This is a genomic window from Ferrovibrio sp., assembly GCF_002796975.1.
Taxonomy (GTDB): domain Bacteria; phylum Pseudomonadota; class Alphaproteobacteria; order Ferrovibrionales; family Ferrovibrionaceae; genus Ferrovibrio.
Window position 1 is genome coordinate 1 of record NZ_PEKV01000010.1, and the last position, 14,640, is coordinate 14,640.

15 protein-coding genes are annotated in these 14,640 nt (G+C 65.4%); 13 read left to right on the plus strand and 2 right to left on the minus strand.

What is annotated here, in order from left to right; all coding sequences use genetic code 11:
- The 8 genes from cobN to cobM all read left to right on the plus strand — a co-directional run.
- A partial coding sequence (gene cobN, locus CTR53_RS11905) for a cobaltochelatase subunit CobN (RefSeq protein WP_290813326.1) occupies window positions 1–2,154 on the plus strand: 2,154 nt, incomplete at its 5' end.
- A complete protein-coding gene (gene cobO, locus CTR53_RS11910; RefSeq protein WP_290813331.1) occupies window positions 2,151–2,780 on the plus strand; it encodes a cob(I)yrinic acid a,c-diamide adenosyltransferase in 630 nt (209 codons plus the stop codon). The genes cobN and cobO, both read left to right, overlap by 4 nt.
- 216 nt (window positions 2,781–2,996) lie before the next feature.
- Window positions 2,997–4,037, plus strand: a complete 1,041-nt coding sequence (locus CTR53_RS11915; protein WP_290813334.1) for a sirohydrochlorin chelatase — start codon at window positions 2,997–2,999, stop codon at window positions 4,035–4,037.
- Window positions 4,037–4,690, plus strand: a complete 654-nt coding sequence (locus CTR53_RS11920; protein WP_290813337.1) for a precorrin-8X methylmutase — start codon at window positions 4,037–4,039, stop codon at window positions 4,688–4,690. The genes CTR53_RS11915 and CTR53_RS11920 overlap by 1 nt, the downstream gene beginning before the upstream one ends.
- Entirely contained in the window at window positions 4,687–5,886 is a 1,200-nt protein-coding gene (gene cbiE, locus CTR53_RS11925) for a precorrin-6y C5,15-methyltransferase (decarboxylating) subunit CbiE (protein WP_290813340.1), read from the plus strand. Before CTR53_RS11920 ends, cbiE begins: the two co-directional genes overlap by 4 nt.
- A complete protein-coding gene (gene cobI / locus CTR53_RS11930; protein WP_290813343.1) occupies window positions 5,883–6,602 on the plus strand; it encodes a precorrin-2 C(20)-methyltransferase in 720 nt (239 codons plus the stop codon). Before cbiE ends, cobI begins: the two co-directional genes overlap by 4 nt.
- A 59-nt stretch (window positions 6,603–6,661) precedes the next feature.
- Window positions 6,662–8,404, plus strand: a complete 1,743-nt coding sequence (cobJ, locus tag CTR53_RS11935) for a precorrin-3B C(17)-methyltransferase (protein ID WP_290813346.1) — start codon at window positions 6,662–6,664, stop codon at window positions 8,402–8,404.
- Window positions 8,401–9,180, plus strand: a complete 780-nt coding sequence (cobM, locus tag CTR53_RS11940) for a precorrin-4 C(11)-methyltransferase (RefSeq protein WP_290813349.1) — start codon at window positions 8,401–8,403, stop codon at window positions 9,178–9,180. Before cobJ ends, cobM begins: the two co-directional genes overlap by 4 nt.
- 79 nt (window positions 9,181–9,259) lie before the next feature.
- On the opposite strand, the gene CTR53_RS11945 is transcribed toward cobM, so the two are convergent.
- Complete coding sequence (locus tag CTR53_RS11945; protein ID WP_290813351.1) at window positions 9,260–10,033, minus strand: cobalt-precorrin-6A reductase; 774 nt, start codon at window positions 10,031–10,033, stop codon at window positions 9,260–9,262.
- A 60-nt stretch (window positions 10,034–10,093) separates the two neighbouring features.
- Between CTR53_RS11945 and cobA the strand changes: the two genes are divergently transcribed.
- The 3 genes from cobA (at window position 10,094) to CTR53_RS11960 (ending at window position 12,913) form a co-directional block, all read left to right on the plus strand.
- Entirely contained in the window at window positions 10,094–10,909 is an 816-nt protein-coding gene (gene cobA, locus CTR53_RS11950) for a uroporphyrinogen-III C-methyltransferase (RefSeq protein ID WP_290813354.1), read from the plus strand.
- On the plus strand, window positions 10,891–12,195 hold the full coding sequence (locus CTR53_RS11955; protein ID WP_290813357.1) for a cobyrinate a,c-diamide synthase: 1,305 nt from the start codon (window positions 10,891–10,893) through the stop codon (window positions 12,193–12,195). Before cobA ends, CTR53_RS11955 begins: the two co-directional genes overlap by 19 nt.
- A gap of 109 nt (window positions 12,196–12,304) precedes the next feature.
- A complete protein-coding gene (locus CTR53_RS11960) occupies window positions 12,305–12,913 on the plus strand; it encodes an SH3 domain-containing protein (protein ID WP_290813360.1) in 609 nt (202 codons plus the stop codon).
- Between the two features lie 3 nt (window positions 12,914–12,916).
- Here CTR53_RS11960 and CTR53_RS11965 read toward each other — a convergent pair whose 3' ends face one another.
- On the minus strand, window positions 12,917–13,363 hold the full coding sequence (locus CTR53_RS11965; protein ID WP_290813362.1) for an Rrf2 family transcriptional regulator: 447 nt from the start codon (window positions 13,361–13,363) through the stop codon (window positions 12,917–12,919).
- A gap of 126 nt (window positions 13,364–13,489) precedes the next feature.
- On the opposite strand from CTR53_RS11965, the gene CTR53_RS11970 reads away from it, so the two are divergent.
- The gene (locus tag CTR53_RS11970) at window positions 13,490–13,948 is read left to right on the plus strand and encodes a hypothetical protein (RefSeq protein WP_290813365.1); all 459 of its coding nucleotides are present in this window, start codon (window positions 13,490–13,492) and stop codon (window positions 13,946–13,948) included.
- A gap of 77 nt (window positions 13,949–14,025) precedes the next feature.
- On the plus strand, window positions 14,026–14,640 hold a 615-nt coding region (locus tag CTR53_RS11975; protein WP_290813368.1), incomplete at its 3' end, for an NnrS family protein.

Consider the following 14,640-nt stretch of genomic DNA (forward strand, 5'->3'; position numbering starts at 1 on the left):
TTCGCCGCCTATGCCTGGCTGCGCGAAAGCTTCGGCGCCGATGCCATCATCCATTGCGGCAAACACGGCAATCTGGAATGGCTGCCGGGCAAGGCGCTGGCACTCAGCGAAGATTGCTATCCCGAAGCGGTGTTCGGCCCGCTGCCGCAGCTCTACCCCTTCATCGTCAACGATCCGGGCGAAGGCACGCAGGCGAAACGCCGCACATCCGCCGTGATCCTCGATCACCTGACGCCGCCGCTGACCCGCGCCGAAATCTATGGCGATCTGGCAGTGCTGGAACAGCTGGTCGATGAATATTATGAAGCCGCCGGCCTCGACCGCCGCCGCCTGCCGCTGCTGGCCGAGCGCATCATCGCCGAAGCGCGCCGGCTCGGGCTGGATGCCGATTGCGATATCCAGACCGGCGAAGCCACCGACACGGCCCTGCTCAAGCTCGACAATCATCTGTGCGACCTGAAGGAACTGCAGATCCGCGATGGGCTGCATATCTATGGCGTCAAGCCGCATGGCGAACAGCTGATCGACCTGCTGGTGGCGCTGGTGCGGCTGCCGCGCGGCGCCATCGACAAGGAAGGCGGCAAGCCTGGCAATGCCTCGATCCTGCGCGCGCTGAGTTCGGATCTCGGCCTCGACTTCGATCCGCTCGGCACCGATTACGCCGCCGCCTGGGAAGGACCGCAGCCCGCCGTGCTGGCCAGTCTCACCGCCGGCAGCTGGCGCAGCCATGGTGACACCATCGAGCGGCTGGAGATTCTGGCCAAGCAGCTGATTGCCGACCGACGCCTTCCTGACGAAGCATGGATTGCAACGCGCGCCGTGCTGCAGGAAATCGACTACAACCTGCGCGGTGCCGTGCTGGGCTGCGGCCGTGCCGAAATCGAAAACCTGCTGCGCGGGCTGGACGGCCGTTTCGTGCCGCCGGGCCCGAGCGGCGCGCCAACACGCGGCCGGCCGGAAGTGCTGCCGACCGGACGCAACTTCTTTTCGCTGGATGCGCGCAGCCTGCCGACGCCAGCGGCCTGGACGCTGGGCTGGCAGTCGGCCGATGCGCTGCTGCAGCGCCATCGCCAGGATCATGGCGAATGGCCGCGCGCGATCCTGCTGAATGCCTGGGGCACCGCCAACATGCGCACCGGCGGCGACGATATCGCGCAGGCGCTGGCGCTGATCGGTGCGCGCCCGACCTGGGAAACCGCAAGTGGCCGTGTCACCGGCTTCGAGATCGTGCCGCCGGATTTACTGGATCGCCCGCGCATCGACGTGACGCTGAAGGTGAGCGGCTTTTTCCGCGATGCCTTCCCGGCGCAGCTGGCACTGTTCGACGCCGCCAGCCGCGCCGTGCAGATGCTCGACGAACCGCCGGAGGTCAATCCGCTGGCCGAACGCGTGAAAGATGAAGCCGCCGTGATGATCGGCCGCGGCCTGACGGTGGAAGACGCCATGCGTCGGGCCGGCTATCGCGTGTTCGGCGCACAGCCCGGCGCCTATGGCGCTGGCCTGCAGGCCCTGATCGACCAGAGCGGCTGGAACGAGGCGGCCGATCTGGCCAAGGCCTATATCGCCTGGGGCGGCTATGCCTATGGCAACGACGCCGAAGGCATCGCCGATGCGGAGGTTTTCACCCAGCGACTGAGCGGCATCGATACAGTTGTGCAGAACCAGGACAACCGCGAGCATGACCTGCTCGACTCCGATGACTATTACCAGTTCGAGGGCGGCGCGGTGGCGGCCGTGCAATATGCTTCGGGCGCTGCGCCGACCGCTTACCACAACGATCATTCGCGCCCCGAAGCGCCACGCATCCGCCGGCTGGAGGAAGAGATCGCCCGCGTGGTGCGCGGCCGCGCCGCCAATCCGAAGTGGATCGCCGGGGTGAAGCGCCATGGCTACAAGGGCGCCTTCGAGATCGCCGCCACGGTGGATTACCTGTTTGCCTTTGCCGCCACCACCGGCCTGGTGCGCGACCACCAGTTCGATGCGCTGTATGAGGCCTATCTGGCCGATGCCGAGACGCGCGCATTTCTGGAAGCCAATAACCCGGCCGGCGCACGCGAGATCGCCGAACGCTTCCGCGAGGCAATCCGCCGCGGCCTGTGGCACCCCACCGCGAATTCAACCACCGATCTTCTGGACAGGATGTTGGCGGCATGAGCGAAGCTGACGACGACTTCAACACGCGTTCGAACGAAAAAGCGAAGAAGCGCCAGGAAGCCAAGGCGAAGATCATGGCCGGCAAGACCATCGAGAAGGGCCTTCTCATGGTGCATACCGGCAAGGGCAAGGGCAAATCGACCGCCGCTTTCGGCCTTGTCATGCGGGCGATCGGCAATGGTTTCCGCATCGGCGTCGTGCAGTTCGTGAAAGGCGCCTGGCAGACCGGCGAGCGCCCGGTGCTGGAGATGTTTCCCGAGCAGGTCGAGATCAAGGCGATGGGTGAAGGCTTCACCTGGAACACGCAGGACCGTGCGCGCGACATCGCCGCCGCCACCGCGGCCTGGACCGAAGCAAAGCGCATGATCGAAGCCGCCCGAAAAGATCCGCCGGGGTTCGATCTGCTGGTGTTCGACGAACTGAATATCGTGCTGCGCTACGATTACCTTGATTTGCACGACGTGGTCGAGGTGCTGAAAAACCGCCCGCCGAACCTGCATATCGTCGTCACCGGCCGCAATGCCAAACCCGAACTGATCGAGGCCGCCGACCTGGTGACCGAGATGACCGAGGTGAAGCATCCCTTCCAGGCCGGCGTGAAGGCGCAGAAAGGCATTGAGTTCTAGAGTAAGTTTTCGCTCGCCATCCCCGCGAAGGCGGGGATCCAGGCCATGGAAAGACCGGGTTCCCCCAAGAAGTGCATTCTGGCGCGGGAACGACGAAGATTTCAGGATAGGCTCACACATGAAACGCGACCTGCCTGCATCCTCCATTGCCGCTGCCGGCCTGTCGCCGGAATGGCTGCTGGAAATCGCAGCCATAGCGATGGCATAGTCCGCCCTATGACCAGCCCCAATCCCTTTCAGAAGACTGGCGTGATGCTCTGCGGCCATGGCAGCCGCGACGCACATGCTGTCGCCGAGTTCACCGCGCTGGCCGCGCATATGAAGCGCCGCCTGCCACATTACGATGTCGATTTCGGCTTCCTGGAATTTGCCACGCCGATCATCCGCACCGGCCTCGACAATCTGCGTGCCGGGGGCAACAGCCGCATTCTCGCTTTGCCCGGCATGCTCATGGCCGCCGGCCATGCCAAGAACGACATCCCGAGCGTGCTGAACAGATATCAGAGCGAACATCCTGATATCAGCATTTCCTACGGCCGCGACCTCGGCATCGACCTGAAGATGCTGCGCGCTGCCGGCGACAGGATTCAGGACGCTCTCCGCATGGCAGGAGAAGGCATCGCCCGGCATGAAACATGTCTGGTCGTCGTCGGCCGCGGCACCTCCGATCCCGACGCCAATTCCAACATCGCCAAAGTGATGCGCATGCTGTGGGAGGGCTTCGGCTTCGGCTGGGGCGAGACCGCCTATTCCGGCGTCACCTTCCCGCTGGTGCAGCCTTCGCTAGAGCATGTGGCGAAGCTGGGCTACAGGCGCGTGATCGTGTTTCCGTATTTCCTGTTCACCGGTATCCTGGTCGAGCGCATCTACGAGGCGACCGACCTCGTCGCCGTGCAAAACCCGCAGATCGAATTCGTCAAGGCCGGCTATCTCAACGACCATCCGCTGGTGCTGGAAGTGTTCGAGGACCGGCTGTCGGAAATTCTCGCCGGCAGCAACAACATGAACTGCCAGATGTGCAAATACCGCGCCCAGGTGCTTGGCTTCGAGGACGAGGTCGGCCTGGCGCAGGAAAGCCATCACCACCATGTCGAGGGCATCGGCACCGGCCACGATCACGGCCATGGCCATGGCCATGGCCATGGCCATGGCCACCACCATCATAACGACCATGATCACGCCCATCACGATCATGGCCATCATCCCTATCCGCATGCCGACCATCCGCATGGTCCGCGCACGCTGAACGGCAAGTGATGAGTGCCACCGTAAAATACGACTATCTGCGCGATCCCGATGCGATTTACCGTCGCAGCTTTGAGATGATCCGCGCTGAAGTCGATCTTTCCGGCCTGCCGCCGGGCATCGACGAAATGGCCCTGCGCCTGATCCATGCCTGTGCCATGCCGGAGATCCTCTCCGATATCGCCTGGACGCCGGATCTGCCCGTCGCCGTCCACACGGCATTGCGAGACGGCAAGCCGATCCTGAGCGATGTCGATATGGTGGCCTATGGCGTGATCCGCTCGCGCCTGCCCGCCGACAACAAGGTGCTGAGTTTTCTCAACACGCCGGAAGCGCGCGAGATCGGCCAGAGGAAGCAGATCACGCGTTCGGCGGCAGCTGTTGAGTTATGGCTGCCGCATCTCGCCGGCGCCGTGGTGGTGATCGGCAATGCACCGACCGCACTGTTCCGCCTGCTCGAACTGCTCAACAACGAAGGCGGGCCGAAACCGGCTGCCATTCTCGGGTTCCCGGTCGGCTATGTCGGCGCAGCGGAATCGAAACAGGCGCTGATCGACAGCGCCCCGGCCGGTGTGGCTTATGCGACGCTGAAAGGCCGGCGCGGCGGCAGCGCCATTGCGGCGGCGGCGATCAATGCGCTGGCGACATGGGAACCAGCCACATGAAATGGCTCAGCGTCATCGGTATCGGTGAAGATGGCCTCGACGGCCTGTCATCTGCAGCACGCGCGCTGGTGCAGAGCGCCGATCTGCTGATCGGCGGCGAACGCCATCTCGCCATGGTGCCTCGGAATACCGAGCAGGAGCGTATTGCCTGGGCCGCTTCGCAACTGCTGACACAGGCGGACGGCATCGCGCAATACAGGGGCCGTCGCACCTGCGTGCTGGCCAGCGGCGATCCGATGTGGTTCGGCATCGGTACGACTTTGGCCAAACGCATCCCAGCTACCGAAATGACCGTGGTGCCGCATCCCAGTGCCTTTTCGTTGGCGGCAGCCAGGCTGCTCTGGGCTCTGGATGCAGTTGACTGTCTGTCTTTACACGGGCGCCCGCTCGACCTGCTGGCGTCGTTTCTGACGCCGGGCGCACGCCTGCTGCTGCTGACCGAGAATGGCGCGGCGCCGGCGAAGATTGCCGGCTATCTGGTGAAGCGCGGCTTCGGCAGCGCGCAACTGACCGTGCTGGAGCATCTCGGCGGCGCGCAGGAAAACAGCCTGACCGGCACGGCGAAGGACTGGCCGCACAAGACCTGCGCCGACCTCAACCTGCTGGCGGTCGAATTGCGCGACGGTCCGGGTCTGACGCGACTGGCCGGACTGGAAGATGACCTCTATCTGCATGACGGCAACATCACCAAGCGTGAGATTCGTGCGGTGACGCTCGCGCGGCTGTCGCCGTTTCCGGGCGACCTGCTGTGGGATGTCGGCGCCGGCTCGGGCTCGATCTCGATCGAATGGCTGCGCGCCGATCGCCGCAATCGCGCTATCGCCATCGAGAGCAAGGACGCGCGCCGCAACATGATCGCGCAGAATGCGCTGGCACTCGGTGTGCCGCAGCTGGAGATCAGGGCCGGCAGCGTGCCCGATGCCCTGACCGGCCTGCCAGACCCCGATGCGGTCTTCATCGGCGGCGGCATCACCACCGAAGGCCTGATCGAACGCTGCTGGATGGCGCTGAAGCCCGGCGGGCGGCTGGTGGCCAATGTCGTGACGCTGGAAGGCGAAAGCGTGCTGGAACAGGCGCGCCGCGATCATGGCGGCGACCTCGCGCGCTTTTCCGTACAGCGTGCCGAACCTGTGGGCCGTTTCCATGGCTGGCATGCGATGATGCCGGTGACGCAATGGAGCGTAACCAAGGAATGAGTGGCGTGCTGTATGGATTGGGAATCGGCCCGGGCGATCCTGAGCTGATCACACTGAAGGCGCTGCGCATCCTTCAGAATGCGCAGGTCGTTGCATATCCGGCACCGGAAGCCGGCGACAGTCTGGCACGGCGCATCGTGGCGCCGCATCTGAAAGGCGGCCAGACCGAGATCGCCATCCGCATGCCGTTGACCGTGGCGCGCTTTCCGGCCCAGGCCGTTTATGAACAGGCTGCGGAAGACCTCGCTACGCATCTCTCGGCCGGACGCAGTGTCGCTGTGCTCTGCGAGGGCGATCCCTTCCTCTACGGCTCGTTTATGTATCTGTTCGGCCGGCTGTCGGAGACATTTCCGGTCGAAGTCGTGCCCGGCGTGTCGTCGCTGACCGCCTGCGCCGCGGCGCTGAAACATCCGCTGGTGTCGCGCAACGATGTGCTGACGGTGATTCCCGCGCCGCTCGACGACGAAACCATCGCCGCCAAGCTGCTGCATACCGATGCAGCTGCCCTTATCAAGCTCGGCCGCCACGGTCCGCGCATCGTCGCGCTGCTGAAGGAACTCGGTCTGCTCGACCGCGCGCAGTATATCGAACGCGCGACAATGGCCGAGCAGCGCATATTACCTCTTGCCGAAGTCGATCCGGCCGGCATTCCCTATTTCGCCATGATCCTGGTGCATCGTCGGGGCGAGCAACATTTTATGGAGTTCCAGAGTTGAGTGGAAAGCCGGCGCTTGTACTCCTGACTCCCCATGCCCGCGGTGCGACACAGGCGTTGATGACCGCCTTCCCGGCCTGGGAGGTCTACGCGCCCGACGATGCCGCGCTCCAGCATGCCTTGCCACTCGGCAAGGCGACCGAGACGATCGCGCAGTTGTTCAAATCCGGCCGGCCGGTCATCGGCATCTGCGCCGCCGGGATTCTGATTCGCGCCGTGGCGCCGCATCTGGCTGACAAGCAGACAGAACCGCCGCTGATCGCCGTGGCCGCCGATGGCTCCAGCATCGTGCCGCTGCTCGGCGGCCATCACGGCGCCAATCTGTTGGCCCGCCGCATCGCCAGTGTGCTGCAGGGTATTCCCGCCATCACCACCGCTGGCGATCTCGCCTTCGGCCTCGGGCTGGATGAGCCGCCGGAGGGTTACACCCTGGCCAATCCGCAGGATGCCAAAGGCGTGATGGCGACGTTGCTGCGTGGCGGCGGTGGCATCCGCATCAAGGGCGATGCGCCCTGGTTCGCAGACAGCAACCTGCCGATCAAAGACGACGGCGCCTTGCTGATCGAGGTGACGCATCGCAGTGTCGACGGCAGCCCGGAACATCTGGTCTACCACCCGCGCAGCATCGCGATTGGCGTCGGTTGCGAACGCGATACCAGGCCGGTCGAACTGATCCGGCTGGTGCAGGGTGTGATCGATGCGGAAGGCATCGCCCGCGACAGCATCGCCGGGATTTACTCGCTCGACCTCAAGGCCGACGAGCCGGCCATGCAGGAACTGGCGAAATGGTTCGGCGTGTCCTTCCGCGTCTTCGACGCCGCGACGCTTGATGCCGAAACGCCGCGGATGAAAACTCCCTCCGATGTCGTCTTTGCCGAAGTCGGTACCCATGGCGTGGCCGAAGGTGCGGCGCTCGCCGCCGCCGGGCCCGAAGCAGACCTGATCGTGCCGAAACGCAAATCCGAACGCGCGACCTGTGCCCTGGCGCTGGCGCCGGCGCCTTTCGACGGCGCGTCTCGTGGTACCATGCGAGGCGAGCTGCATGTCGTCGGCACTGGGCCGGGCGATGCCATGTGGCTGACGCCGGAAGCGCGCATCGCGCTCAGCGAAGCAACCGACTGGGTCGGCTATGGCCTGTATCTCGATCTCTATCCGCAGCTGCAGCCCGGCAAGACGCTCCACCGCTACGAACTCGGCGAGGAGGAAATCCGCGTGCGTGCCGCGCTCGATCTCGCCGCGCAGGGCAAGCGCGTGGCGCTGGTCTGCTCCGGCGATCCCGGCATCTATGCCATGGCGACGCTGGTCTTCGCCCTGCTGGAGAAGGAGCCGCAGCGCAGGGACTGGGCGCGTATCCTCGTGCAGATCGCGCCCGGCATATCTGCTCTGCAGGCCGCGGCGTCGAAGTCCGGCGCGCTGCTCGGCCACGACTTCTGCACCATCTCGCTGTCCGACCTGCTGACGCCGCTGGAAGCGATCCTCGAACGCATCAAGGCGGCGGCCGAGGCCGATTTCGTCATCGCCTTCTACAATCCGGTGTCGCAGCGTCGTCGCCATCAGCTGGAAATGGCGAAAGACATATTGCTGCAGCATCGCCCGGCGGAGACGCCCGTGGTGCTGGCGCGCAATCTCGGCCGCGAAGGCGAGCGCGTGACGCTCACCACCCTGGCAGAACTCGACATCGAGAAAGTCGACATGCTGACCGTGGTGCTGGTCGGCTCGTCGGCCAGCAGGGCCATAGCGCTGCCAGATGGCCGCCGCTTCGCCTATACGCCGCGCGGCTACGAGACGAAGTTCGGCAAATGACAGTTCACTTCATCGGCGCCGGCCCCGGTGCGCCCGACCTGATCACCCTGCGCGGCGCCGCACTCATAAAGAAATGTAAGGTCTGCCTCTATGCCGGCTCGCTGGTGCCCAAAGAGGTCGTGGCACTGGCGCCGAAGGGCGCGCGCGTGATCGATACTGCGTCGCTCGACCTGAACGAGATCATGGCCGAGATCGAGGCGGCGCAGGCGAAGAAGCAGGACGTCGCCCGCGTGCATTCCGGCGATCCGTCGCTGTATGGCGCGATCGCCGAACAGATCCGCCGTCTGAAAAAACTCGGTATTCCCTATACGATCACGCCCGGCGTGCCGGCGTTTGCGGCCGCGGCCGCCGTGCTGCAGACCGAACTGACGCTGCCGGATATCGCGCAGAGCGTGATCCTGACCCGCACGACGATGAAGTCGTCGGATATGCCGAAGGGCGAGACACTGGCCAATTTCGGTCGCACGGGCGCGACGCTCGCCATTCATCTTTCCATCCGCAACATGAAGCATGTGGTGGAGGAACTGACGCCGCATTATGGCGCCGATTGTCCGGTGGCCGTCGTCGTGCGCGCCACCTGGCCGGACCAGCAGATCATCCGCGCCACGCTTTCCACCATCGCCGCCAGGGTTCGTGCCGCGAAGATCACCCGCACGGCGCTGATTCTCGTCGGCCGCGTGCTCGACGAGACCGCCGCATTCCGCGACAGCGCGCTGTATGACCCGCAGCATGTGCATGTGCTGCGGCCCGGGAAAAAGAAAAAGGCAAAAACATAACTCGTCATGCCCGCGCAGGCGGGCATCCAGGCTGCGTCACGACTGGGCTCCCGCCTTCGCGGGAGCGACGAAATACCTTTCACACCGCGTGGAGATTGATCCAGCTCAGCGCGGCGCTGACCGAGTCGAGCGTCTCGCCGGGCGGCAGCGGCGGGCGGTCGATCATCAGCACCGGGATATGCAGCTCGGCTGCCGCCGCGATCTTGGCCGCCGAGCCGCCGGAATTGCGCGTCACCAGCAGGTCGATGCGATGCTGCTGCATCAGCGCCTTCTCGTCATCTGGGGTGAACGGTCCGCGCGCCAGCAGCAGCTCGCCTTTCGGCAGCGCACCGCCCTCGCCCGGCGGATCGACGCTGCGGGTGAGGAACCATCTTCCGTTTCCATGCGGGCCATCTTCCTCGCCCAGCGGCACAAAGGCGCCGAGATCCTGCCGGCCGAGCGTGAGGAAAATCCGCTGCGCCGGATGGAAGCGCAGGAACACAGCGGCAGCGACGATGCTGGGCATCATGCTCCAGCGGTCGCCCGGCGCCGCGACCCAGGCCGGCCGTACCAGCTTGGCGCGCGGAATGCCGAGCAGTTTGCAGGCGTCGTGCGCATGACGCGCCATCTGGGCGGCGAAAGGATGCGTCGCATCGAGCACCAGGTCGATCTTTTCGGCGGAGAGATAGTCGGTCAGGCCCTCGATGCCGCCGAAACCGCCGACACGCAGATCGCCCGGCGGCTTTTCCGGCGACTCGGTGCGGCCGGCCAGTGAGGAGATGCAGCGCAGGCGACCATGCCCGTGCAGCTCGCGCGCCAGACGCAGCGCCTCGCCGGTACCGCCGAGCAGCAGCAGGTTGCGCAGCCGCGCCATGTCACCTCCGTTGGACCGCCCAAGTATACAGGATACGCGCGCTGCTGTACCCTGCATCGCATGCAATTGCCCGCCCTCGAGATGCCTGTTTTCCAGCCCGGCTGGGTCTGGCTGGCCGGTGCCGGGCCCGGCGATCCGGGCCTGCTGACGTTGCATGCCGTGAATGCGCTGAACCAGGCCGATGTGGTGATTTATGACGCGCTGGTGGGCGACGCGATCCTGCGCTGTGCGCGGCCGAATGCCGTGCTCGAATATGCCGGCAAACGCGGCGGCAAGCCCTCGCCCAAGCAGCGCGACATCTCGCTGCGGCTGGTCGAGCTGGCGCAGGCCGGCAAGCGCGTGCTGCGGCTGAAGGGCGGCGATCCCTTCGTCTTCGGCCGCGGCGCGGAAGAAGCGCTGGCATTGCGTGACGCAAACATTCCTTTCCGCATCATCCCCGGCATCTCCGCCGGCATCGGCGGCCTGGCCTATGCCGGCATTCCGCTGACCCATCGCGACACCAATTCCTGCGTCACCTTCCTGACCGGCCATAATGCCAGCGGCGAAGTGCCCGACAGCCTCGACTGGGCCGCCATGGTACGCGCTTCGCCGGTGCTGGTGATCTATATGGCGATGAAGCATCTCGACATCCTGGTGACGAAGCTGCGCCATGCCGGCCTGAGCGGCGACCGCCCGGCTGCCCTGGTGCAGGATGCCACGCTGCCGCAGATGCGCGTTCTGACCAGCAGCCTGGATCGCATCTGCGCCGATGCACAGGCTGCCGGCATGGCGCCACCGGCCTTGCTGGTGGTCGGCGAAGTGGTCGATCTTCATGCGGTCTTCGGCAGCAGCGACCTGCAGGCCACCCTCAGTCCGTCATGCCAGGCGGCCTCGTAATCGCCGCACCTGCCTCGGGCAGCGGCAAGACCACTATGACCCTGGCGCTGCTGCGCCTGCTGGCGCGCGAAGGCCGCCGCGTCGCGCCATTCAAGACCGGGCCGGACTATATCGACGGTGCCTTCCATTGCGCCGCCAGCGCCGGCCGGCCCTGCTACAATCTCGATGCTTTCGCCATGCGGCGCGACACCATCGCCGCCAATCTGGCCACCGGCACGCAGGATGCGGAACTGGCCATCATCGAAGGCGTCATGGGCCTGTTCGATGGCGCCGCGAATGGCACGGGCTCAACCGCCGACCTCGCCGCCATGCTCGACCTGCCGGTGATCCTGGTGATCGACGCCGCGCGCCAGAGCCAGTCGGTGGCAGCATTGGCACATGGCTTCCGCAGCCTGCGCAACGATGTGACGGTGGCCGGCGTGATCCTTAACCGCGTGGCGTCTGCGCGTCATGAAGCGCTGTTGCGCGCAGCATTGCAGCAGATCGACATGCCGGTGCTGGCGGCATTGCCGGCGCAGGAGGACCTGACGCTGCCGAGCCGGCATCTCGGCCTGGTGCAGGCGATCGAGCGCAACAATCTGGATCTCTTTCTGGACACCGCCGCCGACTGGCTGCACCGCCATCTCGACCGCGCGCTGCTGGAGCCGCTGTTCCGGCCGCTGCAACTGCAGGCTGGCGCCGCGTTACGCCCGCTGCCGCCGCTCGGTCAACGGATCGCGGTGGCGCGCGACGCTGCCTTTGCCTTTGCCTATCCGCATCTGCTGCAGGGCTGGCGCGCGCAGGGCGCGGCCTTGAGCTTCTTCTCGCCGCTGCAGGATGAAGCGCCGGCACAGGATTGCGATGCGATCTTCCTGCCCGGCGGCTATCCCGAACTGCATGCCGGAAAACTGGCCGGCAATGCGACGATGCTGCAGGGCTTGCGCGCCGCAGCTTTGCGCAATGCCGCGATCTATGGCGAATGCGGCGGCTTCATGCTGCTGGGTCGGAGTCTGACCGACGCGGATGGTCATGAGCATGCCATGGCCGGCCTGCTGCCGGTGACGACCAGCTTCCGGGCGCGCAAACGCCAGCTCGGCTACCGCCGCATCACCGCGTTGGCCGATACACCGCTGGGCGCAAAGGGCAGTCGTTTTCGTGGCCACGAATTCCACTATTCCGCCCAGATCGGTGACAATATCCAGCCGCTCTTCGATGCTGGCGACGCCCTCGGTGCCGGTCTCGGCCCGACCGGTTGCCGCCAGGGCGGCGTCTTCGGCAGCTACCTGCATCTGATCGACCGCGAATAAGCTCGGCTAATCATCTTGCAGCCAGTCTCGCCCCTGCTACCATCCGGGCACTGAGGACCGATTCGGTCTTAACCATTCCTTTGCCGATTCCGGGCTAGTCACCGCTTATATGCTGTTCCGCGTTGCCGTCTTCGGTCTGAGTCTGACCCTGCTTGCCCCGCCGCTGCTGGCAGCCGAGGCAAAGCAGACGCCGCTGACCCCGGTTTCGACGAGTGCCGCGCCCGCCAGCACGCTGGCAGCCATGACGACCGCGCAGACTTCCACCCGGGTCCCGGCCGACCTGCCCGAGAAGGGTGCCGATTCCGGCCTGCCGCTGCCACGCTTCGTCAGCCTTGCCGCCGAGAAGGTGAATGCGCGCACCGGTCCTGGCTCGCGCTATCCGATTGCCTGGCAATACCAGCGCCGCGGCCTGCCGGTGGAAGTGGTGGCGGAATACGAATACTGGCGCCGCATCCGCGATCATGACGGCACCGAAACCTGGGTGCACAAGAACCTCACCTCGGGAAGGCGCTATGCCGTGGTGGAAGGCGGTGTGCGGTCGCTGTTCAGGAAGCCCGATGCCGATACAGAAGTGCTGCTGACCGCCGAAACCGGCGTGCAGGCGCGGCTGCGCAAATGCCCGGATGCGATGTGGTGCCAGGTCGAAATCGCCGGCACCAAAGGCTGGATGCCGCGCAGCTGGCTCTGGGGCCTCTATCCCGGCGAAGTCTTCGACTAACCGCTACTCGCGCAGATCCAGCAACCTGCGCATCGAATTCAAAATCTTCGGATTGGCCAGCATGTCGGCCAGCGTGTAGCGGTCGAGCACCGCGAGAAAGGCATGCACCGCTTCGGCAAAGGGCTGCTTCAGCAGACAGGCCGGGGCGACCGGACAGGTATTCGTCTTCGCATCGAAGCATTCGACCAGATCGAGATTGTCTTCAGTGGCGCGCACCACCGCGCCGATGCCGATCCCGGCCGGCGGCTTGCCCAGCTTCAGCCCGCCATTGCGGCCACGAAGCGAGTCGACGAAGCCCGTCTGCGTCAGGGTCAGCGCCACCTTCATCAGGTGATTGCGCGATACCCGGTAATGCTGGGCAATTTCCTCAATCGTGCAGCGACGCTCCGGGTTGAGCCCCAGGAACATGAGCAGGCGCATCGCGTAATCTGTGTGCAAAGTCAGATGCATAGGCGAAATCGGCGGGATGCGGGGCTGCGACAATAATGTGCATCTTATCTACTTGATAGGGACCCGGCGTTCAATAAGATGCATATTAAATACTGATTATTTCATCGGCCATGAAAGGAACACGCCATGCGGTACGCAGCACCGGCACGTACAGCCGTTCTTGAAGGCGGTCTGCAGGCCCGCCCCGCCGCGCTGGCTCGATTTGGCCATAACGTGCCGCTCTACGACACCCTGCCCTATGCTGCTTTCGGCATTCCGGTCGGCTCTGCCGGCGCGATACTGCTGGCCTACTGGCTCACCTTCGGCGCCTACGGCCATGCCGCTTTCATGGTCGCGATCAGCACGGTCTATTTCGCGGTCATCATCGGCACGCCCTGGGTGCTGGCGCGGCTCGGCGAGCCGATGCTGCGCAAACGCCATGGCGGCCATGCCGCGCCTGCCTTGCACGATTTCCTCCGTGGCGAGATCGCCACCCGCACCGGACCGATGAGCGGCTGGAGCGCCATGATCCAGGTGACGCTGATCCCCGTCGGTCTCGCCTGCACCACCATCGGCATCTGCCTTGCGATCGTCGCGGCCCGCTGATCCCGGCCGTCCCGACGCGGGCAGCCGGCCGCAGGCAAAGCCCCTCCCGCCTGCGGCCCCCATTTCACGGTGACACCATGACCACCGCTTCCCCAGCTACCTCAAAACCCTGGCCGGTGCTGGCGCTCGGCTTCCGGCCCTTCTATCTCGCTGGCGCAGCTTCGGCGGTGATCCTGCTGACGCTCTGGCTCGCCACGCTGGGCGGTCATCTGACGCTGCCGGTGCCCGATGCGCTCGGCTGGCATGCGCATGAAATGCTGTTCGGCTTCGCTGCCGCGATCATCGCGGGCTTCCTGTTCACCGCCGTGCGGAACTGGACCGGCGGCGAAACCCCGCGCGGTGCCGGCCTTGGCGCATTGGTGCTGCTCTGGCTGGCCGGCCGCATTGCGCCGTTCATCGCCACGCCGATGATCGCTGCCGTCATCGATCTCGCCTTCCTGCCAGCAATCGCCATTGCCGTGGCCCGGCCGATTGCAGCGATGACGCCGCCGCGCGGCAAGCGCCGGCCGTGGCTGCCGGTGGTCATGCTGACGCTGCTGGGCATCGCCAACCTGCTGCATCACACCGGATATGCCGGACTCGGCCGTGCGCTCGGCTTCGGCACCGTTGCGATGCTGATCGCAGTGATCGCCGGCCGTGTGATCCCGAGCTTCACCATGACCGGCGCGCAGGTCAGTGTGCCGGCCGCGCCT

Bases quoted from the DNA above. Each gene is read 5' to 3' on its own strand.
- cobO (WP_290813331.1), top strand. From the start codon at position 2,151: ATGAGCGAAGCTGACGACGACTTCAACACGCGTTCGAACGAAAAAGCG.
- CTR53_RS11915 (WP_290813334.1), top strand. From the start codon at position 2,997: ATGACCAGCCCCAATCCCTTTCAGAAGACTGGCGTGATGCTCTGCGGC.
- CTR53_RS11920 (WP_290813337.1), top strand. From the start codon at position 4,037: ATGAGTGCCACCGTAAAATACGACTATCTGCGCGATCCCGATGCGATT.
- cbiE (WP_290813340.1), top strand. From the start codon at position 4,687: ATGAAATGGCTCAGCGTCATCGGTATCGGTGAAGATGGCCTCGACGGC.
- cobI (WP_290813343.1), top strand. From the start codon at position 5,883: ATGAGTGGCGTGCTGTATGGATTGGGAATCGGCCCGGGCGATCCTGAG.
- cobJ (WP_290813346.1), top strand. From the start codon at position 6,662: ATGACCGCCTTCCCGGCCTGGGAGGTCTACGCGCCCGACGATGCCGCG.
- cobM (WP_290813349.1), top strand. From the start codon at position 8,401: ATGACAGTTCACTTCATCGGCGCCGGCCCCGGTGCGCCCGACCTGATC.
- CTR53_RS11945 (WP_290813351.1), bottom strand. From the start codon at position 10,033: ATGGCGCGGCTGCGCAACCTGCTGCTGCTCGGCGGTACCGGCGAGGCG.
- cobA (WP_290813354.1), top strand. From the start codon at position 10,094: ATGCAATTGCCCGCCCTCGAGATGCCTGTTTTCCAGCCCGGCTGGGTC.
- CTR53_RS11955 (WP_290813357.1), top strand. From the start codon at position 10,891: ATGCCAGGCGGCCTCGTAATCGCCGCACCTGCCTCGGGCAGCGGCAAG.
- CTR53_RS11960 (WP_290813360.1), top strand. From the start codon at position 12,305: ATGCTGTTCCGCGTTGCCGTCTTCGGTCTGAGTCTGACCCTGCTTGCC.
- CTR53_RS11965 (WP_290813362.1), bottom strand. From the start codon at position 13,363: ATGCATCTGACTTTGCACACAGATTACGCGATGCGCCTGCTCATGTTC.
- CTR53_RS11970 (WP_290813365.1), top strand. From the start codon at position 13,490: ATGCGGTACGCAGCACCGGCACGTACAGCCGTTCTTGAAGGCGGTCTG.